This is a genomic window from Methylobacterium sp. Leaf466, assembly GCF_001425565.1.
Classification (GTDB): domain Bacteria; phylum Pseudomonadota; class Alphaproteobacteria; order Rhizobiales; family Beijerinckiaceae; genus Methylobacterium.
The window spans coordinates 403,480-428,992 of sequence record NZ_LMRC01000001.1 but is presented as its reverse complement, the minus strand read 5'-3'; the positions used below and the strand labels follow the sequence as shown (position 1 = coordinate 428,992).

Here is a 25,513-nt window from a genome sequence, read left to right as displayed (position 1 = left end):
TCCACCGGGACATCCCGCCGGCGCCAGGGATCGATTGGTGCCGGACCGTCGTTTTGAATACGGATGCCGCGCCCGTCGGGCGTCGTCGAGAGCGGGCTTGATCATCGGAATGAATGCGAAGGCGTCCCTCCCGCGCTTGCGGGGCACCCGCGTACCGCCCGCCGAGACACCGCCGCCCGTGCTCGTCTCACCGGTCATCGTCACCGCGGTCTTGATCGCAGGGCTCTACGTGGCGCGGGACGTCCTGATCCCCATCGCCATCGCGATCCTGCTCTCGTTCGTCCTCGGCCCCCTCGTGAACCTCCTGCGCAGGCTGCGCCTGGGCCGTCTCTTCGCGGTGGCGTCCGCCGTCCTGCTGACGCTCGGGATCGCGGCGGCGCTCGCCACCCTGATCGGCGTCCAGCTCGCCGATCTCGCCGGCGACGTGCCACGCTATCGGGACACCATCGAGCGCAAGGTCGAGGGCCTGCGCGACAGTCCGGCCGGCCGGTTGACGGGTTATGTCGCCAGCATCGGCCGCTCCATGCGCGAGGGCGAGCGGACGGACGAGAAACCGAAGGACGAGGCTCCCAAGACCGAGGCTTCCAAGACCGAGGCTTCCAAGACCGAGGCTCCCAAGACCGAGGCGGCGCCCCAGCCCCCGCCGGTGAAGCCGATCCTGGTGGAGGTGCGCGAGCGCCCGCCGAGCCCCGTCGAACTCGCCACCACGGTGCTCTCGCCGGTGCTGCACCCCCTGGCGACCACCGGCATCGTGTTCATCGTGCTGCTGTTCCTGCTGATGCAGCGCGAGGACCTGCGCGACCGCATGATCCGGCTCGTGGGCTCGAACGACCTCCACCGCACCACCGTGGCGATGGACGACGCCGCCCGCCGCCTGAGCCGCTACTTCCTGGTCCAGCTCGGCCTCAACGTCGCCTTCGGCGTGGTGATCGGGGTCGGGCTCTATTTCATCGGTGTGCCGAATCCGGTGCTCTGGGGCATCTTCTCGGCGTTGATGCGGTTCGTGCCCTACATCGGCGCCGTCGTCTCGGCCGTCTTCCCGCTGGCGCTGGCCGCCGCGGTCGACCCAGGCTGGTCGATGGTCATCGCGACGCTGATCCTGTTCCTCATCCTCGAACCGCTGGTCGGCCACTTCATCGAGCCGATGCTGTACGGCCACTCCACCGGCATGTCGCCGTTCGCCGTCCTCGTCTCGGCGCTGTTCTGGACCTGGCTGTGGGGGCCGGTCGGGCTGCTGCTGTCGACGCCGTTGACGGTGTGCCTGGTGGTGCTCGGCCGGCACGTCGACAAGCTCGAATTCCTGGAGGTCCTGTTCGGCGACAAGCCGGCCCTGACCCCGGTGGAGAATTTCTACCAGCGCATCCTCGCCGACGACCCGGAGGAAGCGCAGGAGCACGCCGAACTGCTGCTGCAGTCCTGCTCGATGCTCAGCTATTACGACGACGTCGTCCTGAAGGGGCTCGAGCTCGCCGCGCGGGACGCCGGGCGCGGTGTCCTCACCGCCGAGCAGAAGACCGACATCCGCGCCAGCATCGCCGGGCTCGTCGAGGACATGGCCGGCCGCGAGGTGGCGGGGGACGCCACGGAGCGCGTGGCGGAGGTGCCGCCGGCCTGGCGCCGGCCCGGCGCGGTGCTGTGCGTGGCCGGCCGCAGCTTCGTCGACGATGCCGCCTGCGCGATCCTCGCCCAACTCCTGGCCAAGCGCGGCTTCGGCATCCGCGTGGTCCCGTTCTCCGAGGTGTCCAAGGCCAAGATCGACGATTTCCGCGACGACGACGGCGAGACGGGGCCGGCCCGGATGATGTGCGTGGTGTCTCTGGCCATCAACGGGGAGCCGACACACCTGCGCCGCCTCGTGACGCGGTTGCGCCGGCGCATGCCCGACATCCCGGTGGCGGTCGGCGTCTGGCAGGCGGACGATACCCTCCCCGACGAGGCCGCGAAGCGCGACATCGGCGCGGATGCCAACCTCGTTTCGTTCCGTACCTCCCTGGAGGCCGTCGCGGCCATGGCCGCCGCCGACCCCGGCCCCGCCATGCCGCCCGAGCCGGCCGCGGTCGAGCCGGCGCCCGTCGTCGCCCCCGCCGACCTCGACCTCGGCCGCATCCTGGCCGGACCGCCCACCGCCCAGGCGTGATGACCCTCGAAAAGCCCTTGACGCTGGCTGGCCGAGACGGCTTGCCTCATCGACGCTGAAGGGCCGAACGGGGGGTCATGCGATGGCGGTGGTCGATCTCGCGCGGTTCATGGACGATCTCGCCGCCCAGTCGGGCCAGGCGATCCTGCCGTTCTTCCGGGCCGCCTTCGGCATGGACGACAAGACCCGCGGTGCCGGGGCGTTCGATCCGGTGACGGAAGCCGACCGCGCCGCCGAACTCGTCCTGCGCAAGCTGATCGGAAAGACCTTCCCGACCCATGGCATCCTCGGAGAGGAGTTCGGCGACGAGCGGCTCGAATCCGAATACGTCTGGGTGCTCGACCCCATCGACGGCACGCGGGCCTTCGTGGCTGGACTGCCGACCTGGGGCACCCTGATCGGCCTCACGCGCAACGGCGTGCCGGTGCGTGGACTGATGCACCAGCCCTTCCTCGGCGAGAGCTTCTCGGGAGACGGCGGCGGGGCGCGGCTGCGCGGGCCGCGTGGCGAGCGCATCCTCTGCACCCGGCGCATCGCCGATCTCTCGGAAGCCCTGCTGGCGACCACCGACCCGCGCCTGTTCGCTCCCGGCGAGGAGCGCGAGCGGTTCGCGACCCTGGAAGGCCGCACGCGCCTGTTGCGCTACGGCACCGACTGCTACGCCTATTGCATGCTCGCCGCCGGCCAGATCGACCTCGTCGTCGAGGCGGGCCTCAAGCCCTACGACATCGTCGCCCTCATCCCGATCGTCGAGGGGGCAGGGGGCGTGATCACCACCTGGGACGGCGGTTCGGCCGCGGGCGGCGGCCGCATCGTGGCCGCCGGGGACCGACGCCTCCACGAGGCCGCCCTGGCGATCCTCAACCCCTGAGCTGCACCCTCATCCCACCGCCAGCGCGGCCGGATCGGCCTCGGCGACGGCGGTGCCGGGCACGAATGCGTCGAACGCGGCCCAGAACTGGTCGCGGATGACGTCGGTCTCGGACAGGATCTCGTGGCGGGCGCCGGGCAGGACGATGACGTCGCCCACTCGCATCCGCGCGCCGAACCGCTCGGTCGTGGCCGTGCAGCAGACCGGATCGGCGCCGGCGGCGACGATCAGCGTCGGGATCGTGATGGTGCCGGCCAGACGCAGGTCGCGCAGGCGTGCCATGGCCCGGAAGGCCTCGGCCGCCCAGGCGATGCTCGGATCGCCGACGGCTCCCGCCCCCACCGCCTGCGCCGCCCTGGCGTTGCGGGCATAGCGGACGCGGTCGCCGCTGAGGCGGTTGCCTTCGAAGGGCTTGGTGGCGATCGACACGGCGTTGCCGCCGGCGATGTAGCGCTGTCCGAGGCCGATGCGCTGCAACAGACGGGCGGCGACCGAATTGATCCGCGGCCAGCGCACCATCGTCAGCCCCAGCATCGGCGCCACCGTGACGATCCGTTGGAACGGCAACCAGCCCTCCACCGCCCCGGTGAGCACGACCGCACCCCCCATCGAATGGGCGAGGCAGACGTGAGGATGCGGCATGAACGGCCGCAGCACCGCGTCCTCGATGGCCTTGAGGTCGCGGCGATACTCCTCGAACCGGCCGATGTGGCCGCGATGGGGATCGTCGAGCACCCGCGCGGATTCACCGTGGCCGCGCCAATCGAAGGCCACCACGGCGAATCCCCGGGCCCTGAGGTCGCCGATGGTCTCGTAGTACTTCTCGATGAACTCGGCTCGACCCTGGACCAGGCAGACGGTGCCCTTCTGCGTCCGCCCGGTGGACGGCCAATGGGCGGCCCGCAGGGTGATCCCGTCGGACGTGACCACCGGCACGAGGGTGCCGCCGGGGGGGACGGGATTGTCGGGGGTGTCACGCAGGGTCAGCATCGGCCGGTCCTGAAATCGCAAAAGGAGCGCGAAAAAAATCGGCCGCACCGATGGGCGGACCTCTTGAAGGGTCGGAAAAGCATACCGATCTCAGTCCTGTGCCGGCCAATACGGCGGCACGACAGTCTGGCCTTCGGGCGGACCTTGACGTTACATGTTGCTTCACTTGGAGGATATGTCATGCGCCAGTTCGATCTTGCTCCCCTCTACCGTTCGACCGTCGGCTTCGATCGCCTGTTCTCGGCCCTCGACCAGTTCGTCGCCAGCGACGCCGTCCCCAGCTATCCGCCCTACAACATCGAGCGCACCGGCGAGAACGCCTACAGGATCACCGTGGCCGTCGCCGGCTTCACGGAGGCGGATCTCTCCATCGAGGTCAAGGAGAATGCGCTGACCCTGAAGGGCGAGCGCAAGGGCGAGGCCTCTCGCACGACCGAGGTGCTGCACCAGGGTATAGCCGCACGCGGTTTCGAGCGTCGCTTCCAGCTCGCCGACTACGTTCAGGTGACGGGTGCGTCACTCGATCACGGCCTGCTCCATATCGATCTCGTCCGCGAGATTCCGGAGGCGAAGAAGCCGCGCCACATCCAGATCGCGTCGGGATCGACCCGGACGACACCGGTGATCGAGGGTACCGCCCAGGAGAGCCGCACCCGGGAAGCCGCTTGACCGGTTTCGAGCGGCCGGCTCCGAATGAGCCATTCATCGCATGCTGACCGAAGCGCCCCGACCGAGGTCGGGGCGCCTTTTGTGCGGATCTATACCAGGGGCCGGTGCTAGAAGGCGCCGTCGAAACGGTCGCCGCGACCGGGCTCCTTGCAGCGGTAGCCGATGAAGCATTGCGGCGTGTCGCGGGTCGGTGCGAGGGCGCGGGTGGCGATCTCGGTCACCTCGCAGAAGCCACGGTCGCGCACGAAGCGATCGTAGGTCGGACCGCCGGTGCCGAGCACGATGCCGCCGGCCTGAGCGACGGTGGCCTGGGCCTGCCGGCAGGTTATGTCGACCGTGGACGGACGCTGCGCCTGCGCCGAGGTCGACAGAACGACGAGCCCGAGGACGAGGACGAGGCCGGTGCGGAGGGTGGCGGGTCGGGTCATGAGGCTTGTCCCATCTGCGATGATCCGGATGGAGAACACGCCGGCCTGTCGCCCGGGTCCGCGAACCTTGTGCGATGAACTTCGTGTGCTCGCGTCGACCGGGCGCGGGCAGATCGGAGGCGTCGGCCACGCCTGAACATCTCCGAAGCCTGGAGATCTCCGACCTCTAGAGATCGCCGAAGACCAGCTGTCCTTGATGCCCGGCGGGTTTTGCGGGCCGCGCCGGCCGCGGCGGCTTCGCGCGCGTCGGGCGCGAGGCCTGGGGTCTGGCCGGCGCGGCCGGGCGCTTGGCCGGCGCATCGCCGCGCATCTTGGCCTTGGCCTTGTCGCGGGCCACCGCTTCGGGCGATTGCGGGTCGTCGTTGAGCCACTTGCCGCGCTTGATCACCTCGTTGACCCGGCCCTGGTTGACGCCGACTTTGAAGGCGATCTCCTGCTGCGTCATGCCGGTGGAGGCGTGCAGGTCGAGGATCGCGCGGCCGAGTTCGGGGGTCATCTTCTGGCCGGTCAGGCGACGGGCGGGCTTGATCGTGCGGGTCGCACGGTCACGCTCGCGCAGACGCTCGAGCAGCGCCAGCGCCATGAGCATGCCGTGCTCGCGCAGGGACTCCTCGAATTCCTTCAACGTGGCCATCGGCGCATCATCCCCGTCGGCTCTCGAACCGAATCACGCGATTCCCGACGCGACGAGGTCGGGAAACAGTATTCGTTCGAAGGTGGGCTCGGCATGTACGCCTGGCAACCGGACGACACCGTCATCCACTGCGAAGTGACGTCACGGCCGACTTCGGAATCCAGCCGGACCGCTCCTCGGCGCGTCCCGCGACCCGCCCCTTGGCCTGCGCCCTCGCCATCGGCTACACCCGCGACCCTGTCGCCCACCGGAGGTCCACCGCCGATGATCAGTCCGATCGTGTCCGTGCCGACCGGGGCGCCCCCGAGCGGCGCGACCAGCCTCGTGGATGCGCTCGAGGGCGGCGCGGTGCTGATGTTCCCGGACCTCGACTTCCCCTTGAGCCCGTTCGAGGAGCGGTTCGTCGAGCGCCCCTTCGCCGACGGCAAGGCTAAGAACGTCAACATCCGCGGCGAGGCCGCGACCCTCAAGGGGGCCGCCGGCACGCCCGAGGAGCAGGCGGCGCTGCGCGCCCTTCTGTTGCGATACCGGGGCTTTGCCGATGACCTGATCCGGACCCACCTGCCGGCCTACCTCGGCAGGGTGACCCTGGCCGGCACCTCCTATCGCCCGTTCGAGGTGGACCAGCGCAAGCTGAGCTGGCGGCGCGACGATACCCGCCTGCACGTGGACGCCTTCCCCTCCAATCCCATCGGCGAGAAGCGCATCCTGCGGATCTTTCGCAACATCAACCGCGACGGGCAGCCGCGGCGGTGGCGGGTGGGCGAGGATTTCGGCAGCATGGCCGAGAAATTCCTGCCGCGCCTGCCCGGCTACTCGCCGCTCTCGGCACGGCTGCTGGCGGCCCTGCGCATCACCAAGGCGCGGCGTTCGGAATACGACCACCTCATGCTGCATCTCCACGATGCCCTGAAGCAGGACCTCGACTACCAGGCCAAGGCCCCCCAGCAGGACGTGCTGTTCACGCCCGGCCAGACCTGGGTGACCTTCTCGGACCTCGTCATGCACGGCGCCATGGGCGGCCGCTACATGCTGGAGCAGACCGCCTACCTGCCCGTCGCCGCCCAGGCCGATCCCGAGCGTAGCCCGCAGCGGATCCTGGCGCGAAAGCTCGGCCGTCCCCTGCAGTGACCGCCCTGTCCAGGCGCGTACAACCCAAGAACCAGGAATGTCGCATGATCCTCGAAATCGCTCAGATCGACGTGAAAGCCGGGACGGAAACCGATTTCGAAGCCGGCATCGCCAAGGCGGCCGCCTACTTCAGAACGGCCAAGGGCTGCCGTAGCTTCGCCCTCCGCCGCTCGATTGAGAAGCCCCAGCGCTACCGCCTACTGATCGAGTGGGACACCCTTGAGGACCACACCGTCGGATTCGTGAATTCCCAGGATTGGAAGGACTACCGGGCGCTGGTCTCGCCGTATTTCGAGTCGCCCCCCAGCGTCGAGCATACCGAACTGTCCCTCCGGTCGTTCTGACGCAAATGGCGGCCGCCCGTTTCGTCAGCCGGAGCCGCGCACGAACATCTTGAGCCGGCTGTCGAGGGCGTTCCACCGTTCGGCGATGCCGTGCCGCGCGCATCGCTCGAAGGTTTCGCCGACGAACAGAGCGTTTTCGTCGTGCTTCTGCCGGCAATCGAGCAGGGGCGGGACCGCGACGACGAGAGGCACGATCAGCAACAGCAGCAGGATGTCGAACACCACCCAGAGCGGCCAGGTCCGCGATGCCCGCTCCTTGGCGGCGGCATCGCCGTCACGCATTTTGACCTGACGCAGGCCGGGGTCTCCGGCCCGAAGGCGCTCGCGCGCCTCGCTGCGCAGGGCGACCGCGTCCGCATCCGGAGCCGTGAAGGCCTGGGTGCCCACCGCGTTCGAAGCGATGGCGCCGAGGCGTCGTTGCAGCGGGTCTGGCCCGGTCGCGTTCGATCTCATGGTCAACCCCGATCGAGGCGCCATCGCCCCATCGTCACAAAAGCGTGAATGCAAGATCCTAAGATATCGTTGGTTGTGGCCGCTCGTTTGAAGCGATCGTGGTCACCGGAATACCTCCGTCGCGGTGCGCGTCGTCTTTTCCATCGCGGCGAGGCGCCGGATGATCTCTCCGCGAGCGCAGGCGTTCGACCCGGCGACGCCCGAGCGGGCGGCCGTGCCGGAGCGGTGGCGACCGTCCACGATCCTCGCCCGGTGCGGGCGGGAGGACGGCATGGCAGGACATGGTGAAGACACGGTCGCGACGGGCCTGCGCCTGCGGAGAGCCGGTGACAGGCGCGCGTGGCTTGCGTACCAAGACGGCAGGCCCGTCGTCGCAGCCGCGACCCGTCGAGAGCGTTTTTGTCCATGATCCAGCGTCCCCTGCGCATCGGTACCCGCGGCAGCCCGATGGCCCTGGCCCAGACCGGCATGGTCCGTGACAAGATCGTGGCCGCGAATCCGGGGCTGGAGACCGAGATCGTGGTGGTCAACACGGTCGCCGACCGTATCCTCGACCGGCCGCTTTCCGAGATCGGCGGCAAGGGCCTGTTCACGAAGGAACTGGAGCAGGCGCTGTTCGCCGACGTGGTCGACGTGGCCGTTCATTCCATGAAGGACGTGGAGACCTGGCTGCCCGACGGTCTCGTGATCGCCTGCGTCCTGGAGCGCGACGATCCGCGCGACGCCTTCCTGGCGCGCGACGTCGATCGCCTGTCGGACCTCGCCCCGGGCGCCAGTGTCGGAACCTCGTCGCTGCGCAGGGCGGCCCAGGTGCTGATGCGGCGGCCCGACCTGCGCATCGTGCCGATGCGGGGCAACGCCAACACCCGCATGCGCAAGCTCCAGGAGGGCACCTGCGACGCCACCCTGCTGGCCCTGTGCGGGTTGGAGCGCCTCGGGATGGTCGATGTCGCCCGCAGCGTCCTCGCCGTCGAGGAGATGCTGCCGGCCGTGGCGCAAGGCGCGCTCGGGATCGAATGCCGCGAGGACGATGCCGACGTTCGCGCCCTGCTCGCCCCCCTGGTCTCGGCCACGGCGACGGCGGAACTGGCGGCCGAGCGCGGCCTGCTGGCGGAACTCGACGGGTCCTGCCGCACGCCGATCGCGGCGCTGGCACGGATCACCGGCGACCACCTCGCCCTCGACGGACTGCTGTTCCTGCCCGACGGGTCGGCTCATTGGGCGGTCTCGCGCTCCGGGCCGGTGGCCGACGCCGCGCGCATCGGCCGGGAGGCCGGCGCCGACCTGAAGCGCCAGGCCGGGGACACCTACGCCCGGCATCTGCAGTAGCGCGCCCGCCGCCGGTCCTTTTTCGGCCCCGGTCAGGCGACGCTGCGCTCGATCTCCTCCTCGTCGCAGATCACCCCCGTGGTGCTCTGGTACTCGGCCGACAGGCTGGACATCGCCAGCGGCGGCCCGGCGCGGTCGGGCGCGAAGGTGGCCAGGAACGAGCGCATCACGTGGCGCACGCCGGCCTCCGAGATCGTGCGCTGGTCGTCGTTGTAGTAGCGCCCCGCGTTCACGTTGCTGGTCACGAGGTCGTAGGCCGGAAAGTACACGAGGCGGGGATCGCCCGAGGCGCAGACCTCGCCGGCCGCCACCCGTAGGACGGATTTCGAGTAGCTGTTGGACACCATGACGTGGCGGTCCATGTAGGTGGCGATCATCGGCACGGGGGAGACCGTGACGATCACCCGGGCGGCCGGATTCACGCTCCACAGCCGGTCGAGAAAGCCCTGGAGGTCGCCCAGCACTTCCGCCGCGCCGGCGTTGACGCACTCGTAGAGCGCCGGATCGTAGCTGCCTCCGGCGACGCCCGGGGCGAGGGGCAGGGCGGCGCCGTCGGCCCGCCAGCGCCATCCCTCGGTGAGGCCCAGGGTCAGGACGAAGACGTCGAGGGTCTCGAACAGCTCGCGGACACGGGCGAAATGATCGACCCTGGCGGCCTCGACCTGCGCCGGTGTCGCGAAGCCCGCAGGCTCCACGGTCGGCCGGAACGGATCGACGTAACGCCCGTCCTCGCGCTCCCAGACCGACAGCTCGGGCGTGAAGAGGCCGTAGGCCCGGTCGAACAGCTGGGTGAACTGGCGCGTGTAGTAGAGGTTGCCGTAGCGGGCCGAGAAGGTGCCGAACTGGCGCTCGCGAACCTCGTCGGTGGGCATGTCCGCGCCGGCACCTTCGGTGACGTGGTAGTTGAAGCCGGCCTCGCGCAGGGCCTCGGCCACGCGCTGGGCGAAGCAGGAACCGCCGGTGGCGACCTTGTCGGTGAGGCCGATGGCGAAGGGGCTGCGCGGGCGCGGGTCCACCGCGAACGGCGGCAGGTTGGTGACGACCTTGCGCCAGAACCGCTCGGCCGGTAGATCGCTGTAGGGGTTCGTCGCCATCGAGACACCTTTTTCGCGGGTATTGTCCGGCCGGGAGAGATCCGGCGCCGTCGCGTCATCCGGCGGTCGAGTGCCCGAAAACCCGGCGCGTATCGTGGTCCTGCCTCGTGATCCTGCCTACGGTGTCCTTGCACAATCTGCCGCACCGCGCGATCAGGTCCCTGGCCTTGTCGGCATCATCCTGGGCGAGACCGTGGCGGACCGGCCGGTCGGGTCGAACGGATGGCCACGGCCCGTCCTTCGCGGTGATCGGCAACTGCCAGGCGCGCGGCATCGCTCAGGCGATCCGCCTGCTCCGTCCGGGCAGCCCGGTCACCTACATTCCGATGGGCACGCTGCGCCGCCGCTACGGCACCGTCGAAGCACTCGCGGAACAGATCGCCGGCCACGCCCATGTCTACAGCCAGTTCGTCCCGCCGGACCTGATCCCCGGCGGGACTGACGCCCTGCGGGTGCTCGACCCGCGCATCGTCCGCTTCCCGACGCTGGTGTTCCAGGCCTATCACCCCGACATGGTCTACGCCGGGCCGATGACCACGCTGGCGGGCATGAAGCTCGCCCCGTCGCCGCTCGGCTTCTACCACTCGGCGATTGCCCTCTTCGCCTATCGCCTCGGGCTCGATGCCGGGCAGACGGTGCGGCTCTACCGCGAGGACGTCTTCAGGCGCCTGGGCTACCTCGCCGGCTGGGACGATGCGGTCCGCGACCTCCTGGCCAATGCCGACGGGGTCGGCTTCCCCCTGGGAGCCGACCTGGTGCGCTGGGCCCGGCGGGGAGCGTTCATGCACCTCCTGAACCACCCCAAGGCCTTCGTCCTCGGCGACATCGCCAGGCGCCTCGTGATGGAAAGCGGCCTGACGCCAGAGCCGGTGGCGGTGGAGGACTACCTCGGCGACGACCTCGCCCGCGACGTGGTCTGGCCGATCTACCCGCCCATCGCGGAGGCCTACGGGCTGACCGGCTCCTACCTGTTCAAGGCGCGCCCGCGTGGAGAGGCGTTCCCGACGCTCTACGACCTGCGCGGCTTCATCGACGCGAGCTTTGCCCTCTACGCGCGACAGGCCCCCGCCGACATCGCTTGCCACCGCGTGGAGACCTGGCTGGGCATGCCCGAGATCGTGGAGACGTTTCTGCGCGAGACGACGGCCTGACGCTGCGCCCGACCCCGCCCCATCAGCCTGCGGCTCGCAGGGCCCGGCGAGGAGGGGCGGCCATCATCCGCACGAGCTCGACGAGATCGTTCACCCGGAACGGCTTGCGCAGGAACGCGCTTCCGGCAACCGCCGACCGTTCGGGGAGGCGCGACGCCGAAGTGTAGATGACCGGCCGCCCCGGATTGAGCGCCCGGTAGGCCTCGGCCACCACCCAGCCGTCGATCAGGCCGGGCAGGTTGATGTCCGTGAACAGCCAGTCGACCTCGCCGGGGTTGCCGCGCAGGAAGGCCATGGCGTCCTCGCCGCTCGACACCGCCGTCGCGGTGATGCCCTGTCGCTCGCACAGGGTGGAGAGGAGATCGAGGAGGATGTAGTTGTCCTCGACGACCAGAACGACGGGCTTGCGGTCCATGGCGGCCATCCGCTTCAGATCGGCGACGATAGGAGCGGAATGGTTAACGCGCGACCAAGGTGGTCGCGGCGTCGCAACGATTGCGAGACGTCGCCGGCCGAGACCGAGCGCCCGGAGTCTGCGCGGCCAGGGTGCGTTGGCCGTTCCGAGCGGCGGCCCGGTACGGTGCGTCGCCGCACATGGGCGACCCGGTCAAGGCTCCATCAAGGTTGACGGAACCGTCGCTTAACCGGAACGACCCTAAAGACGCCATCGTGATGATCGCAAGGATGCGTCGCGAGACGCGTTGACGGCTTGCGGGCGACTGTCGCCCGAGCCCGAGGAGAAGAGACCATGGTGATGACCGCCCGCTTCCGCGTGCTTCCGCTGGTGGCGGCCCTGTGCGCCGCGCTCAGCGTGGCCGCCTGCACCAACGACAAGGATCTGGCCGACGCCTCGGGCTTCGGCGGCGGGGCCGGGACGCCCGGCAGCGCCCAGGACTTCGTGGTCAACATCGGCGACCGGGTGTTCTTCGAATCCGATTCCACCGACCTGACCCCCACCGCGACGGCGACCCTCGACAAGCAGGCGCAGTGGCTGCAGCGCTATCCCCGCTACACCTTCCTGATCGAAGGCCATGCCGACGAGCGCGGCACCCGCGAGTACAACTTCTCCCTCGGCGCCCGCCGTGCACAATCGGTGAACGACTACCTCGCCTCGCGCGGAATCGCGGCCGGGCGGATCCGCACCGTGTCGTACGGCAAGGAGCGGCCGGTGGCGGTGTGCAACGACATCTCCTGCTGGTCCCAGAACCGCCGTGCCGTCACCGTGCTCGACCGCGGCGCGGGTTCCTGAGGGGCGGCGGATCCGCATAGGGTCGGCGCCGCAATTTTGCCGCGGCGGCGGCCCTCTGATAGGGGCCTGATGCGCACCGCGCTCTCCCGGCCCGCGTCCTTCCAAGCTTCGATCATCGGTCAGACCGCCATGTTCCGTCGCCTCCTGCTCGCAACCGGCCTCGGCCTCGCCATGCTTGCGCCCGCCGCGGCGCAGGACGGTGCGGACTTCGTGGTGCGCCTCAACCGCATCGAGAACCAGTCGCGCCAGATGGCCGGGCAGATCGAGACGCTCCAGTACGAGAACCGGCAGTTGAAGGAACAGCTGCGCAAGTTCCAGGAGGACGTCGAATACCGCCTGAACGAGGGCAAGGGCGGAAAGCCCGCCGCGCCCTCCGGGACCAATCCCGGACAGGCCAAGCCCCAGAAGCGCAGCGACGCCTTCGATCCGGAGCAGAATCCCGGCCGTCCCGGCGCCCCCCAGCCCCTGGGTGCGACCGCTCACCCGGCGGATGCATCGAACGGGATCGCGACGCTCCAGGCGGTCACGCCACCGCCCCAGCGCGGTCGCAGCGTCCCGCCCACGGTGGTCGAGGCCGACGACGACGAGCCCGGCCTGCCGCCGCCCGGCCTGGGCGGCCCCGTCGACCTCACCCCTCCGGGACGGGTCGCTTCGACCGGCGGCCTGCCGGCCGGCACGCGTTCTTCGGGCAGCGTCGCGGCCACCGGCAGCGGCGACGCGCAGGAGGACTTCGAGCTGGCCTACGGTCTGGTGCAGCAGCGCCAGTACGAGCAGGCGGAGATGAGCCTGCGCCAGTTCATCCAGTCCCATCCCCGCGACGCCCAGGTGCCGGCGGCGACCTACTGGCTCGGAGAGACCTACCTGCAGCGCAACCGCAACCGCGAGGCCGCGGAGCAGTTCCTGAAGGTCTCCACCGACTATGCCCGCTCACCCCAGGCCCCCGAGGCGATGCTGAAGCTCGGCGCCTCGCTGGCGGCCCTCGGCGCCCGCGAGCAGGCCTGCGCCACCCTGGCCGAGTTGGAGCGCAAGTTCCCCTCCGTCGGCGCCAGCGTGCGGCAGAACGTGGCCCGCGAGCAGAAGCGCGCCCGCTGCGCCGCATGAACCCGGACGGGAGCGGCGACGCCCTCGCTCAGGGCCTCGCCCCGTTCCTGACCGCTGCCTCGCCGGGCATCGTCCTGGCGGTCTCCGGCGGCCCAGATTCCACCGCCCTGATGCATGCCGCGGCGGCGTTCGGTCGGGGCCGACTCCACGTCGCCACGGTCGACCACGACCTGCGGCCCGGTTCGGCGGACGAGGCGGCGCGGGTCGCCACCGCTGCCGGCGCCCTCCGCCTCTCCCATGCGACGCTGCTCTGGGAGGGAGCGAAGCCCGCCACCGGTATCGCGGCGGCCGCCCGCGCCGCCCGGTATCGCCTGCTTGCCGACCACGCCCGCGCCGTCGGCGCCGATCTCGTCCTCACCGGCCACACCGCCGACGACCAAGCCGAGACCGTGCTGCTCCGCCTCCTCGCCGGCAGCGGTGCCGCAGGGCTCGCCGGTATGAGTCCGGTGCGGGATCTGGCGCCGGGCCTTCGCCTCGGCCGACCCTTCCTGAGCCTGCCGAAGTCGGCCCTCGTCGCCTATTGCGAGGACCGGGGCATCGCCTACGAGAGCGATCCGTCGAATGCCGACGACCGCTTCGCGCGGGCGCGCCTGCGCCGGGCGATGCCCGTCCTGGTCCAGGAAGGGTTGACGCCGGAGCGCCTGTGCCGGCTCGCCGCACGCAGCCGCCGCGACGAGATCGCGCTCGCGGGCCTGGCGCACGACGCACTGACGCGGGCCTCGCGCCCGGACCGGAGCGGGATCGTCCTCGACGGCGGCGTCATCGCCGCGCTCCCCGAGGCGGTGGCCTTGCGGGTGATCGGGCGGGCCCTGGCGGGGAGGGGGGGGAGCGTGCGCCTGGACCGCCTCGAGCGGCTGGTGTTCGAGGCGCTGCTGCCGGCCCTGCGGAAGGGCGCACCGATGCGCCGCACCCTGGCCGGTCATCTCGTGGCCGTGACGGAGCGCGGCGACGTCGCCGTGACCCTCGCGCCGCCGCGCCGGCCGGCCGGACGGCCCTGTCCCGTCGGCCTTGCCGCAGCCCCGCCTGATTTACTTGGCAAGGGGGAAGCCGCTGCCTACATTGTTCCTGCGTGCCAGGATTGACCTGCGAGTACGCGCAGCGCGCCGCACGCCCCCAGGGATCGATCGATGAACCCCAATTTCCGCAACTTCGCCTTGTGGGTGGTGATATTCCTTCTCGTTCTCGCGCTGGTGACCCTGTTCCAGAACCCGGGTCATCGCGGCGGCGGAAGTGAGATCGCCTACAGCCAGCTTCTCAACGACGCCGACGCCGGCAAGATCCAGACCGTCGTGATCTCGGGCCAGGACGTCAGCGGCACCTATGTCGGTGGCGGCACCTTCAGCTCCTACGCGCCCAACGACCCGAGCCTCGTCAACAAGCTCCAGAGCAAGGGCGTCCAGATCACCGCCCGGCCGCCGTCCGACAACACCCCCTGGTTCATCCAGCTCCTCGTGAGCTGGCTGCCGATCCTCGTCTTCATCGGTGCCTGGATCTTCCTGTCGCGCCAGATGCAGTCGGGTGCCGGCCGCGCCATGGGCTTCGGCAAGTCGAAGGCCAAGCTCCTCACCGAGGCTTCGGGCCGCGTCTCCTTTGAGGATGTCGCCGGCGTCGAGGAAGCCAAGGAGGACCTGCAGGAGATCGTCGAGTTCCTGCGCGACCCCCAGAAGTTCCAGCGCCTCGGCGGCCGCATCCCGCGCGGCGTGCTCCTCGTCGGCCCCCCCGGCACGGGTAAGACCCTGATCGCCCGCGCGGTGGCGGGTGAGGCCAACGTGCCGTTCTTCACGATCTCCGGTTCCGACTTCGTCGAGATGTTCGTCGGCGTCGGCGCCAGCCGTGTGCGCGACATGTTCGAGCAGGCCAAGAAGAACGCGCCCTGCATCATCTTCATCGACGAGATCGACGCGGTCGGCCGCCATCGCGGCGCCGGCCTCGGCGGCGGCAACGACGAGCGCGAGCAGACCCTCAACCAGCTGCTCGTGGAGATGGACGGGTTCGAGGCCAACGAGGGCGTGATCATCATCGCGGCCACCAACCGGCCCGACGTGCTCGACCCCGCCCTGCTGCGTCCGGGCCGCTTCGACCGCCAGATCATGGTGCCCAACCCCGACGTCGTCGGCCGCGAGCGCATCCTGCGCGTCCACGTCCGCAAGGTGCCCCTGGCGCCGGACGTCGATCTCAAGGTCATCGCGCGCGGCACCCCGGGCTTCTCGGGCGCCGACCTGATGAACCTCGTCAACGAGTCGGCCCTGCTCGCGGCGCGCCGTGGCAAGCGGATCGTCACGATGCACGAGTTCGAGGACGCCAAGGACAAGGTGATGATGGGCGCCGAGCGGCGCACCCTGGTCATGACCGAGGACGAGAAGCGCCTGACCGCCTACCACGAGGGCGGCCACGCCATCGTCGCCTTCAACGTGCCGGCCACCGACCCCGTCCATAAGGCGACGATCATCCCGCGCGGTCGTGCCCTTGGCATGGTCATGCAGCTGCCGGAGCGCGACAAGCTGTCGATGAGCTACGAGCAGATGACCTCGCGTCTCGCCATCATGATGGGCGGCCGCATCGCCGAGGAGATGACCTTCGGCGCCGACAAGGTGACCTCGGGCGCCCAGTCCGACATCGAGCAGGCCACGCGTCTGGCCCGCATGATGGTGACCCGCTGGGGCTTCTCGCCCGAACTCGGCACCGTGGCCTACGGCGAGAACAACGACGAGGTGTTCTTAGGGATGTCGATGGGTCGTCAGCAGACGATCTCGGAGGCCACCGCCCAGAAGATCGACGGGGAGGTTCGCCGCCTCGTCGAGACCGGCCTCGAAGAGGCTCGCCGCATCCTGGCCGAGCGCAAGGACGACCTCGAGGCCCTGGCCCAGGGGCTGCTCGAGTACGAGACCCTGTCGGGCGACGAGATCAAGGGCCTGCTGGCCGGCAAGCCGCCGATCCGCGACTCCGGCGACGGCCCGACCCCGATCCGCGGCTCGTCGGTTCCCTCCGCCGGACGTGGCCGGCCGCGCGAGAGCGACGGCGGGCTGGAGCCCCAGCCGCAGGGCTGACGCCGGCGGCGGACGAGAGACCGAGGGCGGCGGGTGAAGACCCGCCGCCCTTTTTCGTATCGCGGTGAAGGCCGTCGGTGGGTCGATTCACCATCGATTCGCCATGCTTGGATACCAGCCGTCCAGACGGATGAAGTACGAGGACCGGGCAACCGGGGATGGGCGACGTGCGCAAATATTTCGGAACCGACGGCATCCGGGGACTGGCCAACGGCGTGATCACGCCGGAACTGGCGCTCAAGGTGGGGCAGGCCGCCGGCCTGGTGTTCCAGCGCGGCGACCACCGCCATCGCGTCGTCATCGGTAAGGACACCCGTCTGTCGGGCTACATGATCGAGACCGCGCTCATGGCCGGCTTCACCTCCGTGGGGATGGACGTGCTCCAGCTCGGTCCGATGCCGACGCCGGCCGTGGCCATGCTGACCCGCTCGATGCGCGCCGACATCGGCGTGATGATCTCGGCCTCGCACAACGCCTATGAGGACAACGGCATCAAGCTGTTCGGCCCGGACGGGTTCAAGCTCTCCGACGAGGTCGAACGCGAGATCGAGGCCTTGATCGACGGCGCCCTGCACAAGCGGCTGGCCGGCTCCCTCGACATCGGCCGGGCCAAGCGGATCGAGAGCGTGCACGCCCGCTACATCGAGTTCGCCAAGCGCACCCTGCCGCGCCAGGTCACCCTCGACGGCCTGCGCGTGGTGGTCGATTGCGCCAACGGCGCCGGCTACCGGGTCGCGCCCGAGACCCTGTGGGAGCTCGGTGCCGAGGTCATCGCCATCGGCGTCGAGCCGGACGGCTTCAACATCAACCGTGGGGTCGGCTCGACGGCGCCGGCGGCGCTGGCCGCCAAGGTCCGCGAATTGCGCGCCGACATCGGCATCGCGCTCGACGGCGACGCCGACCGCGTGCTGATCGTCGACGAGAAGGGCCAGACGGTCGACGGCGACCAGCTTATGGCGGTGATCGCCCGCTCGTGGAAGGAAGACGACCGTCTGACCAAGCCCGGCATCGTCGCCACGATCATGTCGAACCTCGGCCTCGAACGCTATCTGGCCGGCATCGACCTCACCCTGGCGCGCACGGCGGTGGGCGACCGCTACGTCCTCGAGCATATGCGTGAGCACGGCTACAACCTCGGCGGCGAGCAGTCCGGCCACATCATCATGTCCGACTACGCCACCACCGGCGACGGCCTCGTGGCGGCCCTGCAGGTGCTCAGCGTCGTCAAGCGCCTGGAACGGCCGGTGAGCGAGGTCTGCCACTGCTTCGATCCGTTGCCGCAGATCCTGCGCAACGTCCGCTACGGCGCCGGCGAGCCTTTGAAGCAGGACACCGTGGTGACCGCGATCGAGCACGCGCGCTCGCGCCTGGGCAATGCCGGACGCCTGGTCATCAGGCCCTCGGGCACCGAGCCGGTGATCCGGGTGATGGCGGAGGGCGACGACCGTGGCCTCGTCTCCGCGGTGGTGGACGACGTCGTCGATGCGGTCGCCCGGGTGGCGGCCAAAGCCGCCGCCTGAGGGCCGGCGCCTCAGGGCGATTCGTCGTCCAGGAGAGTGGGCGCGAGGCGGCGCCAGGCCGCCAGCAGGACCCGGCCGACGAACGCCTCGTCCGCGTCCCACAGATCGAGGTTGGTCCAGCCCCGGCGACCCCAGGCTCCCTCGATGGGCGTGAGCAGGCCGGGTGCCTCCTCGTCGAGGGTGGCGATGTCCGCTGGCGTGAGCCGGACCACCAGACGCTCCTCCTCCAGCCACAGGGTCGCGAAGATGCGCCCGGCGAGGCGGAAGTCGGGGTTGCCGTTGTGGGCGCCCTCGACCACCTCGGGCAGCCTCGATGCCAGCCGGGTCACGTCCGTGGCGAGCATGATCTGACTCTTTCCTTGAGGTGTCGGCGGACGGGAGCTGCCGTCCGCACGGGCGAGAGGGATTCCATCGCCGGGATTCTACGTCCGGTAGAAATGTCCCGCGAGGTGTTTCGGCCAGGGTGTTGATGGCAGCCCTGATCTTCGTGCCGACATGAACAGAGGGTTAAATTCAGTAACGCGGCACTAGGGATAACTTTTAACGTTAAGCCTGATTTAACCTCTTGGGGACATCCTCCAACTCGTCATCCAAGCCGGCGCCCGAGCTTCCGGCACGCGATCGAGTAAAGGACACCCCATGCGCCGCTCCAAGCTCTCCGCTTTGGCGCGCTCGATCACGCTCCTTGTGAGCGTGGGAGCGCCATGCCTCGCCCAGGCCGCCGACCTCCTGCCCCCGCTGCCCCCCGAGCCGCTGCCCCCGCCGATCGAGATCGGCGGCGGCTGGTACCTGCGCGGCGACGTCGGTGTCGGTGCGGTCGAAGTCTCCAAGATCAAGACCATCATCCCGGGCGGCGGCGCGCTGCCGCCAGCCTACGGCATCGACCAGAAGGCGGTCTCCGAGCAGTACTTCGCCGGCGGCGGTGTCGGCTACCAGTTCAACGCGTTCCTGCGCGGCGACATCACGGGTGAGTACCGTGGCGGCAGCCGGATCAGCTTCAGCGACAGCTTCAATGCCTTCGACGGCAACGGCCGCCAGATCTTCGACGGCCAGGGCCGGCCCTACAAGTCGATCAACTTCTACAACGGCAACATCTCGTCGGTGGTCGTCATGGCCAACGGCTACATCGATCTCGGCACCTGGTACGGCGTGACGCCGTTCGTCGGCGGCGGCGCAGGCTACGCCTTCCACAAGATGTCGGGCTTCCACGATGTCGGCGCTGGCGGCGCCACCGGCGGCTTCGGATACGCCCCGGACAAGAAGTCGTCCAGCTTCGCCTGGGCGGCGCAGGCCGGCCTCGCCTATGCCGTGACGCCCAACGTCAGCCTCGAACTGGCTTATCGTTACATGAACCTCGGGACCGTGAAGTCCGGCAACGTCGCCTGCTTCAACGATCCGGGCTGCGGATACGTCAGCTACCAGGCCAAGGAGATCACCTCCCACGACGTGAAGCTCGGCATGCGCTGGCTGCTCGGCGGCGTCGGTGTCGCCGCCCTGCCGCCGCTGGCCCCGAGCTACGAGCCCGGCCCGCTGGTGCGAAAGTACTGATCGCAGACCCGTTCCGCCGCGAACGGCGACTGGGAACTCGAGACGAGGGCGACGCGGACATCGGGTCCGCGCCGCCCTTTTTGCTGTCGGAGCGATCCCGATCGCCGCCCGAGAAATGCGATCCCGGCAACCGGTTATTAAGGTTACCCAAGTAGAACGGGACAACAGGCTCAGCACGCCTCCCTAGAGGCCACGCCTTGAGGACGATCCCCATGCGTACCCTGATTGGTTTCCTTGTCGCGGGACTGGCCGCTTTCGGAACTCCGGCAGCCCAGGCGGCCGATCTCGACTACGGCGTCCTGCGCGGCGCGGAATACGACACTCCGGTGCAGACCGTCGATTGGACCGGCGTCTATGTCGGCGGGCACGGCGGCTACACCGGAACCAGTGTGGGCTTCGGCAACGCCGGCCGGTCCGAGATCGCCCAGATCGTGAGGGGATTGCGGGTCGAGGCGGAGTACGGCGTGTCCGGAAGCAACCGCCTGCGGTCGAAGAACGGACGCGGCGGCTCCTTCGGTGGATTCGCGGGCTACAACATGCAGTTCGACGATACCGTCGTCGGCATCGAGGTCGATTACACCAGCCTGAACCAGTCCGTCGCCTCGTCCGACAGCCTCGGCCGCAACGTGACGCTGAGCAACGGCCTCTACGACAGTTTCGCGATCGCCACTCGTTCGAGCGCGAAGATGATCGACTACGGCACGATCCGGGCCCGCGGCGGCTTCGCCTTCGGTCCGTTCATGCCCTTCGCCACGGCGGGTATTGCCTTCGGCCGGGCCGAAGTCCGCAACCAGGTCCAGGTGAGCCTGCGGGAGTACACCGACAACACCCGGACCACGCTCGTGGGCGCGCTCGACCAGTCGGGCGGCGGCGGCGCGAAGGAGAAATATGCCCTCGGCTTCGCGGCGGGCGGAGGCATCGACTACGCCATCACCTCCAACGTCTTCCTGCGTGCGGAATACCAGTACATCCAGTTCGCCGACTTCGGGGACCAGAAGGTCCACCTCAACACCGTCCGCGGCGCGCTCGGCGTGAAGTTCTGATCCACCGACCGTTCAGCGAGACGTCTCCATGATCCGCACCTTCATCCTCGGCACCGCCCTGGCGCTCGGCCTAGTGTCGCTGGCCCAGGCCGACGGTTTCGAGCCGGGCCGCGAGCCGGGCTACGACCGGCCGCGTGTGCAACGGGTCGTCCATCACCGCCGTCTCATTACGGTGCGGCGGCGCTACGTGACGCGGCACGTGTATCACGAGCGGCACGTCCGCCCGATCGCACCGGGCGGCCTCACCCACTCGCTCAACGTGCCGATCTACAACGTGCCGCCGCGCCGGTTTCCCTGAGACCGGCTCAGCTCTCGAGCTCGCTGTCCCAGTACAGGTAGTCGAGCCAGGTGTGGTGGTAGTCGCGGTGGTCGAACTCCGGCTGGCGGTGGTGCAGTTCGTACCGGGTCGGCCGGCGCGGCTCGTTCAGGAGCGGCATCTCGGCTTCCGCGGGCGTGCGGTTCGACTTTCGCAGGTTGCACGGGGAACATGCGGCGACCACGTTCTCCCAGCTCGACAGGCCGCCGCGTGAGCGCGGCACCACATGGTCGAAGGTCAGGCCGCCCGAGGGCAGGCGCAGGCCGCAGTACTGGCACGAGAACGTATCGCGCAGGTAGATGTTGTAGCGGGTGAAGGCCGGGCTGCGCGCCAGCGTGACGTAGTTCTTCAGCGCCACCACGCTCGGCACCCGCAGCGACCGGCTCGGCGAGCGCGCCTCGGTATCGTAGGTCGCCACCAGGGTGACGCGGTCGAGGAACAGCGCGGTGAAGGCGTCCTTCCAGGACCACAGCGAGAGCGGATTGTAGGAGAGCGGCCGGTAATCCGCGTTCAGCACGAGCGTCTGGAGGTCGAGCATCGGCGCTACTCTCTGTACGGTTCGCTGATGGGACAACGCGTCGAACGCGTCGAAGGCGCCGTCCCATCGCCATCGCAGAGCGTGACCCGCTCGCTCGGGCGCGAGTCCCATGACCCACCCGGCAAGCGGGGAGGGCGGCGCCATGGCCGGGACGGGGGAGGGGACGGAACGGATGGCACCGGCCAAAAGCGGTCGCATCGGGCGAAAACGCCCGGCGCGTGGCGGGGATCATCGGCACGGACGATCGGCGCCACCTCCTCGCACAGATACGAAAAGGCACGGTCCATTGCGCGGTAGTCTAATATCAGCGTGACAGGCTTGTGAAGGTTGCCCGTGTCGACTGCGACGTCACACACACAGTTCGTCCGCTGCGGCTCTCCCAGGAATGCCGGGCCCGGGAATGCCGGGCCTCGGAATGATGGGCTTCGGAAGGCTAGGCTCCGTAATGCCGGGCCTAGCCGCGCCCCCGGCGATCCCGCCCTGTCTCCACCGCATCGCCGGGAGCACCGTTTCGCCCCATTGCTTGGCGAGAGACGGCGCGTGTCACGGTGCTGCCCTCGCGGCACGGGGTCTGCGTTCCGCCGGGTCCCGGATCGGTGACGAACGAATCCGACGAGAGTCGGCGCCGGGAGCCGGCGCCCCGAAAGGAACGAGATGGGTCAGGCCATATCGCGCATCCACGCCATCGTCCGGGATCGATCCGGTGAGAGGTCGTCGTGCTTGCGCCGGTCCTGGCGCGACGCGGTGGTCGCGATCTCCGCCGTCCTGCTGTTCGGCATGACGCCCGGGGCGCTCCGGGCCCAAGAATCGGCGGCTCCGGCCGAGAAGGCCAGGCCCGCGACGGCGGGCAAGCCGAGCGAAGCCAAGCCGACAGAGACCAAGCCGACTGGCGCCGGCACGACGGCCGGAAAGCCCGCCGACAAGGCGGTCGAGGAGGAGGAGGTCGAGGAAAAGCCCGTCGTCTCCGAGATGATCCAGGGGATCCGCGACCGGCTCGACAAGGCCAAGCAGGATCTCGACGCCCGCGAGAAGATCGTCTCCAGCCGGACCGCGGCCGCCGGCGACCTCCTGCGCGCCCGCGACGGCCTCGATACGGTGGCCGACGGGATCCGGCGCATCATCGACCTGACGCAGCCGCGCCTCGATGCGGCCCGCGAACGCCTGAACCAGCTCGGCCCCAAACCCAAGGATGGCGAGGAGGGCGACGACGTCGCCAAGGAACGCTCCGAGCGCGAGCACGCCGTCGCCGAGATCGACGAGACGCAGCGCCTGGCGAAATCGCTGCTGGTGCAGAGCGAGCAGATCCTCGACCAGGTCTCGAACCGGCGCCGGGCCGCCTTCACGCGTGGCCTGTTCGAACGGTCCTCGCCCCTCGTCAGTCCCGACCTGTGGATGCGGGTGACCGCCGACATTCCCCGCGACCTGCGGGCCCTGCAGAGCGCGGTCACCGACCTGCCGGACCTTTTCACCCGCAACGGCACGCTCGGTAACCTGCTGCTGCTGGGCGTCGCCTTCGGCATCTCGGGCGCCCTGTACTTCGGGCGCCGCAACATCGCGCCGCGCTTCGGACGCCGGGGCAAGGCGGTGGTCGATCCGCCCCGGCGCCAGCGGCTGATGGCGGCCTGGCGGGTGTTCCTTGTTGGCACCGTGCCGGCGCTGGCGGGAAGCTATGCGGTCTACTACGCCCTGGACGCCACCGACCTGATGCCGCCGCGCCTGATGCCGATGGCCGGCGCCATTCTGATCGGGCTGGCCTTCGTCGCCTTCGTGCAATCCCTGTGCGACGCGTTGCTCTCGCCGGACAAGCCGTCTTGGCGCCTGGCGCCGGTGAGCGACGCGGCCGCCTCGCGCCTCACGCTCCTGGCGGTGAGCATCGCCGTCGTGATCTCGGTGGTGAAGACGATCGAGGCCTTGAATTCCGGCATCTCGGCCGCGCTGCCGGTCTCCATCGCCACCCGGGGTATCGGGGCGCTGGCGACCGTGCTGATCCTCGCCATCGGCCTGCATCGCTTCGCCGACACGCAGGACGAGGAGGAGGCCTGCCTCGGCCCCTACGTGCCGCCGGACAACGCCACCACCATCGGGGGGCCGGCCCGGCTGCTCGGCTGGGCGGTGGTGGCGGGCGTCGGCGCGGCGACGACGGTGGGCTACGTCGCCTTCTCGTCCTTCCTCATCGACCAGATCGTGTGGACGGCGAGCCTGTTCGCGCTGCTCTATCTGCTGACGGCCAGCGCCGACACCTTCATCGGCGGCTCGCTCACCGAGCAGACGCGGGTCGCCACGGCCCTCCAGGCCAACACCGGCCTGCGCAAGCGCTCGATCAACCAGATCGCCGTGCTGGCCACGGGCTTCGCCAGGGTCGCGCTGGTACTGGTCGCGATCCTGCTGGCATTGGCGCCGTGGGGACTCGATTCGACGGACGTGCTCACCTCGGTGCGCACGGCCTTCTTCGGCTTCAAGGTCGGCGACGTCACGATCTCGCTCTCCACCATCGCGCTCGCCATCGGCATCCTGGTGCTCGGCGTGGTGGTCACCAAGGCGATCACGCGCTGGCTGGAAAAGACCTACCTGCCCGCCACCGACCTCGACGCGGGCCTGCGCAACTCGATCGCCACGGTCACCGGCTATTGCGGCTTCCTGCTCGCCCTCGCCCTGGCCTTTTCGTACCTCGGCCTCAGCCTGGAGAAGCTCACCATCGTGGCCGGCGCCCTGTCGGTCGGCATCGGCTTCGGTCTCCAGTCCATCGTCAACAACTTCGTCTCGGGCCTGCTCCTCCTGTGGGAGCGGCCGATCCGGGTCGGCGACCAGGTCGTCATCGGCGACAGCGAGGGCATCGTGAAGCGCATCTCGGTGCGCTCCACCGAGATCCAGACCTTCGACCGCTCGGCGGTGATCGTGCCGAATTCCAACCTGATCTCCGGCATCGTCAAGAACCGGGTCCGCGGCGACCGGACCGGGCGCGTCAGCATCTTGGTCAGCGTGATGCGCAACCAGGACCCGGTCCGGGCGGCCGAAATGATCACCGCCTGCGCCACCGCCCATGCCGACGTGCTCAAGTCGCCGGCCCCGCGTGTCGTCTTCCGCAAGATCGGAGACCCGTTCCTCGACTTCGAGCTGCTCGCCTGGATCACCGACGTCGATTTTGGCACGCGCGTGCAGAGCGACCTCAACTTTTCCGTGTTCAAGGCGTTGTCCGCAGCGCAGATGATCCCGGACCTCGGACCGGGATCGAGCGTCGTCACCGTCCAGGGATTGGAACCCGTGCAGAACGCCCTCGGCCAGATCGCCACCGCCTTCGCGACGAGTTCGGCGGCACCCGCCGCGACGGGCGCGCCCGGAGCGACGACCCCCGAGGACGGGGACGACGCAGCACCGGCCTCGCGGCGGCGGCCCGCGCGGGCCTCGTCGTGACGCGCGCGCGGCGCTTCACCGCCGCCATCCTCGCGGGTGCCCCGTTCCTGTCGGGCTGCATGGCCGACCGGTCCGAACCGGCGCCGACCCTGTACCTGGCGCTGGCGACGCCCGCGGCGCAGATCGATGCCGCCACCGCCCGCGACATGATCTCGGCCTATCGCGCCAGGACCGGCCTCGCGCCGCTGGCCCTCGACCCGGACCTCCAGCGCCTGGCCCAGGCCGAGGCCGCCGCCATGGCGGTGGCGGACAAGCCGAGCCGGGCCGAGACGGTGAAGAACGCGGTGGGGCGCCTGGGCTACGTCGGCGCCGAGGCCAACCTCTCGGCCGGCTACCATACCCTGGCCGAAGCCTTCTCGGGCTGGCGCGAGAGCACGGGGCACGACGCCGTCATGCGCGCGCCCAGGGCGCGGCGGATGGGCATCGCCACCGCCTATGCGCCGAACTCGAAGTACAAGGTCTACTGGGCGCTGCTGGTCGCCGAATAGGACGACCGGCCCGTCTCGCGA

25 protein-coding genes are annotated in these 25,513 nt (G+C 69.6%); 17 read left to right on the top strand and 8 right to left on the bottom strand.

What is annotated here, in order from left to right:
• The first annotated feature begins 109 nt into the window (after positions 1 to 109).
• Together ASG59_RS01840 and hisN are read left to right on the top strand one after the other, a co-directional pair.
• Positions 110 to 2,137, top strand: a complete 2,028-nt coding sequence (locus ASG59_RS01840; RefSeq protein ID WP_082528570.1) for an AI-2E family transporter — start codon at positions 110 to 112, stop codon at positions 2,135 to 2,137.
• 82 nt (positions 2,138 to 2,219) lie between these two features.
• On the top strand, positions 2,220 to 3,008 hold the full coding sequence (gene hisN, locus ASG59_RS01835; protein WP_056406609.1) for a histidinol-phosphatase: 789 nt from the start codon (positions 2,220 to 2,222) through the stop codon (positions 3,006 to 3,008).
• 9 nt (positions 3,009 to 3,017) lie between these two features.
• Here hisN and ASG59_RS01830 read toward each other — a convergent pair whose 3' ends face one another.
• Positions 3,018 to 3,998, bottom strand: a complete 981-nt coding sequence (locus tag ASG59_RS01830) for an alpha/beta hydrolase (RefSeq protein WP_056406607.1) — start codon at positions 3,996 to 3,998, stop codon at positions 3,018 to 3,020.
• 180 nt (positions 3,999 to 4,178) lie between these two features.
• On the opposite strand from ASG59_RS01830, the gene ASG59_RS01825 reads away from it, so the two are divergent.
• Positions 4,179 to 4,667, top strand: coding sequence for an Hsp20 family protein (locus ASG59_RS01825; RefSeq protein WP_056406604.1), 489 nt, complete (start codon positions 4,179 to 4,181; stop codon positions 4,665 to 4,667).
• Between the two features lie 107 nt (positions 4,668 to 4,774).
• Here the strand turns inward: ASG59_RS01825 and ASG59_RS01820 are convergent, their stop codons facing one another.
• Positions 4,775 to 5,095 (bottom strand): hypothetical protein, encoded by a 321-nt coding sequence (locus tag ASG59_RS01820; RefSeq protein WP_056406602.1) that lies wholly within the window; start codon positions 5,093 to 5,095, stop codon positions 4,775 to 4,777.
• A gap of 166 nt (positions 5,096 to 5,261) precedes the next feature.
• On the bottom strand, positions 5,262 to 5,729 hold the full coding sequence (locus ASG59_RS01815) for a hypothetical protein (protein WP_056406600.1): 468 nt from the start codon (positions 5,727 to 5,729) through the stop codon (positions 5,262 to 5,264).
• 264 nt (positions 5,730 to 5,993) lie between these two features.
• On the opposite strand from ASG59_RS01815, the gene ASG59_RS01810 reads away from it, so the two are divergent.
• Both ASG59_RS01810 and ASG59_RS01805 read left to right on the top strand, forming a co-directional pair.
• The gene (locus ASG59_RS01810) at positions 5,994 to 6,860 is read left to right on the top strand and encodes a Kdo hydroxylase family protein (protein WP_056406597.1); all 867 of its coding nucleotides are present in this window, start codon (positions 5,994 to 5,996) and stop codon (positions 6,858 to 6,860) included.
• 44 nt (positions 6,861 to 6,904) lie between these two features.
• The gene (locus tag ASG59_RS01805) at positions 6,905 to 7,204 is read left to right on the top strand and encodes an antibiotic biosynthesis monooxygenase family protein (RefSeq protein ID WP_055884463.1); all 300 of its coding nucleotides are present in this window, start codon (positions 6,905 to 6,907) and stop codon (positions 7,202 to 7,204) included.
• A gap of 24 nt (positions 7,205 to 7,228) precedes the next feature.
• On the opposite strand, the gene ASG59_RS01800 is transcribed toward ASG59_RS01805, so the two are convergent.
• On the bottom strand, positions 7,229 to 7,657 hold the full coding sequence (locus tag ASG59_RS01800; RefSeq protein ID WP_055884459.1) for a hypothetical protein: 429 nt from the start codon (positions 7,655 to 7,657) through the stop codon (positions 7,229 to 7,231).
• 405 nt (positions 7,658 to 8,062) lie between these two features.
• Here ASG59_RS01800 and hemC point away from each other — a divergent pair, with 405 nt between their 5' ends.
• Entirely contained in the window at positions 8,063 to 8,986 is a 924-nt protein-coding gene (gene hemC / locus ASG59_RS01795) for a hydroxymethylbilane synthase (protein ID WP_055884454.1), read from the top strand.
• A 32-nt stretch (positions 8,987 to 9,018) separates the two neighbouring features.
• Here the strand turns inward: hemC and ASG59_RS01790 are convergent, their stop codons facing one another.
• Entirely contained in the window at positions 9,019 to 10,080 is a 1,062-nt protein-coding gene (locus ASG59_RS01790; RefSeq protein ID WP_056406595.1) for a GSCFA domain-containing protein, read from the bottom strand.
• A gap of 245 nt (positions 10,081 to 10,325) precedes the next feature.
• Between ASG59_RS01790 and ASG59_RS01785 the strand changes: the two genes are divergently transcribed.
• Entirely contained in the window at positions 10,326 to 11,231 is a 906-nt protein-coding gene (locus ASG59_RS01785; protein ID WP_244475594.1) for a WcbI family polysaccharide biosynthesis putative acetyltransferase, read from the top strand.
• Positions 11,232 to 11,253: 22 nt separating this feature from the next.
• On the opposite strand, the gene ASG59_RS01780 is transcribed toward ASG59_RS01785, so the two are convergent.
• Positions 11,254 to 11,646: a response regulator gene (locus tag ASG59_RS01780; protein ID WP_056406729.1), complete on the bottom strand. Its 393-nt coding sequence runs from the start codon at positions 11,644 to 11,646 to the stop codon at positions 11,254 to 11,256.
• Between the two features lie 333 nt (positions 11,647 to 11,979).
• Here ASG59_RS01780 and pal point away from each other — a divergent pair, with 333 nt between their 5' ends.
• The 5 genes from pal to glmM all read left to right on the top strand — a co-directional run bounded on the left by pal (position 11,980) and on the right by glmM (position 18,148).
• The gene (gene pal, locus ASG59_RS01775) at positions 11,980 to 12,480 is read left to right on the top strand and encodes a peptidoglycan-associated lipoprotein Pal (protein WP_055884449.1); all 501 of its coding nucleotides are present in this window, start codon (positions 11,980 to 11,982) and stop codon (positions 12,478 to 12,480) included.
• Positions 12,481 to 12,609: 129 nt separating this feature from the next.
• Positions 12,610 to 13,581 (top strand): tol-pal system protein YbgF, encoded by a 972-nt coding sequence (gene ybgF, locus ASG59_RS01770; protein WP_056406727.1) that lies wholly within the window; start codon positions 12,610 to 12,612, stop codon positions 13,579 to 13,581.
• Entirely contained in the window at positions 13,578 to 14,663 is a 1,086-nt protein-coding gene (gene tilS, locus ASG59_RS01765; protein WP_200945911.1) for a tRNA lysidine(34) synthetase TilS, read from the top strand. The genes ybgF and tilS overlap by 4 nt, the downstream gene beginning before the upstream one ends.
• A 45-nt stretch (positions 14,664 to 14,708) precedes the next feature.
• Entirely contained in the window at positions 14,709 to 16,628 is a 1,920-nt protein-coding gene (ftsH, locus tag ASG59_RS01760) for an ATP-dependent zinc metalloprotease FtsH (RefSeq protein WP_055884442.1), read from the top strand.
• A gap of 167 nt (positions 16,629 to 16,795) precedes the next feature.
• On the top strand, positions 16,796 to 18,148 hold the full coding sequence (gene glmM / locus ASG59_RS01755) for a phosphoglucosamine mutase (RefSeq protein ID WP_055884762.1): 1,353 nt from the start codon (positions 16,796 to 16,798) through the stop codon (positions 18,146 to 18,148).
• 11 nt (positions 18,149 to 18,159) lie between these two features.
• Here the strand turns inward: glmM and ASG59_RS01750 are convergent, their stop codons facing one another.
• Positions 18,160 to 18,492 (bottom strand): MmcQ/YjbR family DNA-binding protein, encoded by a 333-nt coding sequence (locus tag ASG59_RS01750; protein ID WP_056406594.1) that lies wholly within the window; start codon positions 18,490 to 18,492, stop codon positions 18,160 to 18,162.
• A gap of 295 nt (positions 18,493 to 18,787) precedes the next feature.
• Between ASG59_RS01750 and ASG59_RS01745 the strand changes: the two genes are divergently transcribed.
• From ASG59_RS01745 to ASG59_RS01735, 3 genes are all read left to right on the top strand, one after another.
• Positions 18,788 to 19,696, top strand: coding sequence for an outer membrane beta-barrel protein (locus ASG59_RS01745; RefSeq protein ID WP_055884434.1), 909 nt, complete (start codon positions 18,788 to 18,790; stop codon positions 19,694 to 19,696).
• A gap of 212 nt (positions 19,697 to 19,908) precedes the next feature.
• A complete protein-coding gene (locus ASG59_RS01740) occupies positions 19,909 to 20,739 on the top strand; it encodes an outer membrane beta-barrel protein (RefSeq protein WP_056284604.1) in 831 nt (276 codons plus the stop codon).
• Positions 20,740 to 20,767: 28 nt separating this feature from the next.
• Positions 20,768 to 21,037, top strand: coding sequence for a hypothetical protein (locus tag ASG59_RS01735; RefSeq protein ID WP_055884427.1), 270 nt, complete (start codon positions 20,768 to 20,770; stop codon positions 21,035 to 21,037).
• A gap of 7 nt (positions 21,038 to 21,044) precedes the next feature.
• Here ASG59_RS01735 and ASG59_RS01730 read toward each other — a convergent pair whose 3' ends face one another.
• Entirely contained in the window at positions 21,045 to 21,593 is a 549-nt protein-coding gene (locus ASG59_RS01730; RefSeq protein WP_055884423.1) for an HNH endonuclease, read from the bottom strand.
• Between the two features lie 777 nt (positions 21,594 to 22,370).
• Here ASG59_RS01730 and ASG59_RS01725 point away from each other — a divergent pair.
• On the top strand, positions 22,371 to 25,004 hold the full coding sequence (locus tag ASG59_RS01725; RefSeq protein ID WP_056406724.1) for a DUF3772 domain-containing protein: 2,634 nt from the start codon (positions 22,371 to 22,373) through the stop codon (positions 25,002 to 25,004).
• Between the two features lie 59 nt (positions 25,005 to 25,063).
• Positions 25,064 to 25,492, top strand: a complete 429-nt coding sequence (locus tag ASG59_RS01720) for a CAP domain-containing protein (RefSeq protein WP_056406722.1) — start codon at positions 25,064 to 25,066, stop codon at positions 25,490 to 25,492.
• Positions 25,493 to 25,513: the final 21 nt, after the last annotated feature.

What these genes read in the sequence shown, in the direction of transcription:
- ASG59_RS01820 (WP_056406602.1), bottom strand. Translation starts at nt 5,095, where the DNA reads ATGACCCGACCCGCCACCCTCCGCACCGGCCTCGTCCTCGTCCTCGGG.
- ftsH (WP_055884442.1), top strand. Translation starts at nt 14,709, where the DNA reads ATGAACCCCAATTTCCGCAACTTCGCCTTGTGGGTGGTGATATTCCTT.
- ASG59_RS01730 (WP_055884423.1), bottom strand. Translation starts at nt 21,593, where the DNA reads ATGCTCGACCTCCAGACGCTCGTGCTGAACGCGGATTACCGGCCGCTC.
- ASG59_RS01725 (WP_056406724.1), top strand. Translation starts at nt 22,371, where the DNA reads ATGACGCCCGGGGCGCTCCGGGCCCAAGAATCGGCGGCTCCGGCCGAG.
- ASG59_RS01840 (WP_082528570.1), top strand. Translation starts at nt 110, where the DNA reads ATGAATGCGAAGGCGTCCCTCCCGCGCTTGCGGGGCACCCGCGTACCG.
- ASG59_RS01800 (WP_055884459.1), bottom strand. Translation starts at nt 7,657, where the DNA reads ATGAGATCGAACGCGACCGGGCCAGACCCGCTGCAACGACGCCTCGGC.
- ASG59_RS01805 (WP_055884463.1), top strand. Translation starts at nt 6,905, where the DNA reads ATGATCCTCGAAATCGCTCAGATCGACGTGAAAGCCGGGACGGAAACC.
- tilS (WP_200945911.1), top strand. Translation starts at nt 13,578, where the DNA reads ATGAACCCGGACGGGAGCGGCGACGCCCTCGCTCAGGGCCTCGCCCCG.
- hisN (WP_056406609.1), top strand. Translation starts at nt 2,220, where the DNA reads ATGGCGGTGGTCGATCTCGCGCGGTTCATGGACGATCTCGCCGCCCAG.
- ASG59_RS01825 (WP_056406604.1), top strand. Translation starts at nt 4,179, where the DNA reads ATGCGCCAGTTCGATCTTGCTCCCCTCTACCGTTCGACCGTCGGCTTC.
- ASG59_RS01745 (WP_055884434.1), top strand. Translation starts at nt 18,788, where the DNA reads ATGCGCCGCTCCAAGCTCTCCGCTTTGGCGCGCTCGATCACGCTCCTT.
- ASG59_RS01830 (WP_056406607.1), bottom strand. Translation starts at nt 3,998, where the DNA reads ATGCTGACCCTGCGTGACACCCCCGACAATCCCGTCCCCCCCGGCGGC.
- ASG59_RS01815 (WP_056406600.1), bottom strand. Translation starts at nt 5,729, where the DNA reads ATGGCCACGTTGAAGGAATTCGAGGAGTCCCTGCGCGAGCACGGCATG.
- ASG59_RS01750 (WP_056406594.1), bottom strand. Translation starts at nt 18,492, where the DNA reads ATGCTCGCCACGGACGTGACCCGGCTGGCATCGAGGCTGCCCGAGGTG.
- ASG59_RS01720 (WP_056406722.1), top strand. Translation starts at nt 25,064, where the DNA reads ATGGCCGACCGGTCCGAACCGGCGCCGACCCTGTACCTGGCGCTGGCG.
- ASG59_RS01780 (WP_056406729.1), bottom strand. Translation starts at nt 11,646, where the DNA reads ATGGACCGCAAGCCCGTCGTTCTGGTCGTCGAGGACAACTACATCCTC.
- ASG59_RS01740 (WP_056284604.1), top strand. Translation starts at nt 19,909, where the DNA reads ATGCGTACCCTGATTGGTTTCCTTGTCGCGGGACTGGCCGCTTTCGGA.
- ASG59_RS01810 (WP_056406597.1), top strand. Translation starts at nt 5,994, where the DNA reads ATGATCAGTCCGATCGTGTCCGTGCCGACCGGGGCGCCCCCGAGCGGC.
- pal (WP_055884449.1), top strand. Translation starts at nt 11,980, where the DNA reads ATGGTGATGACCGCCCGCTTCCGCGTGCTTCCGCTGGTGGCGGCCCTG.
- ASG59_RS01735 (WP_055884427.1), top strand. Translation starts at nt 20,768, where the DNA reads ATGATCCGCACCTTCATCCTCGGCACCGCCCTGGCGCTCGGCCTAGTG.
- ybgF (WP_056406727.1), top strand. Translation starts at nt 12,610, where the DNA reads ATGTTCCGTCGCCTCCTGCTCGCAACCGGCCTCGGCCTCGCCATGCTT.
- ASG59_RS01790 (WP_056406595.1), bottom strand. Translation starts at nt 10,080, where the DNA reads ATGGCGACGAACCCCTACAGCGATCTACCGGCCGAGCGGTTCTGGCGC.
- hemC (WP_055884454.1), top strand. Translation starts at nt 8,063, where the DNA reads ATGATCCAGCGTCCCCTGCGCATCGGTACCCGCGGCAGCCCGATGGCC.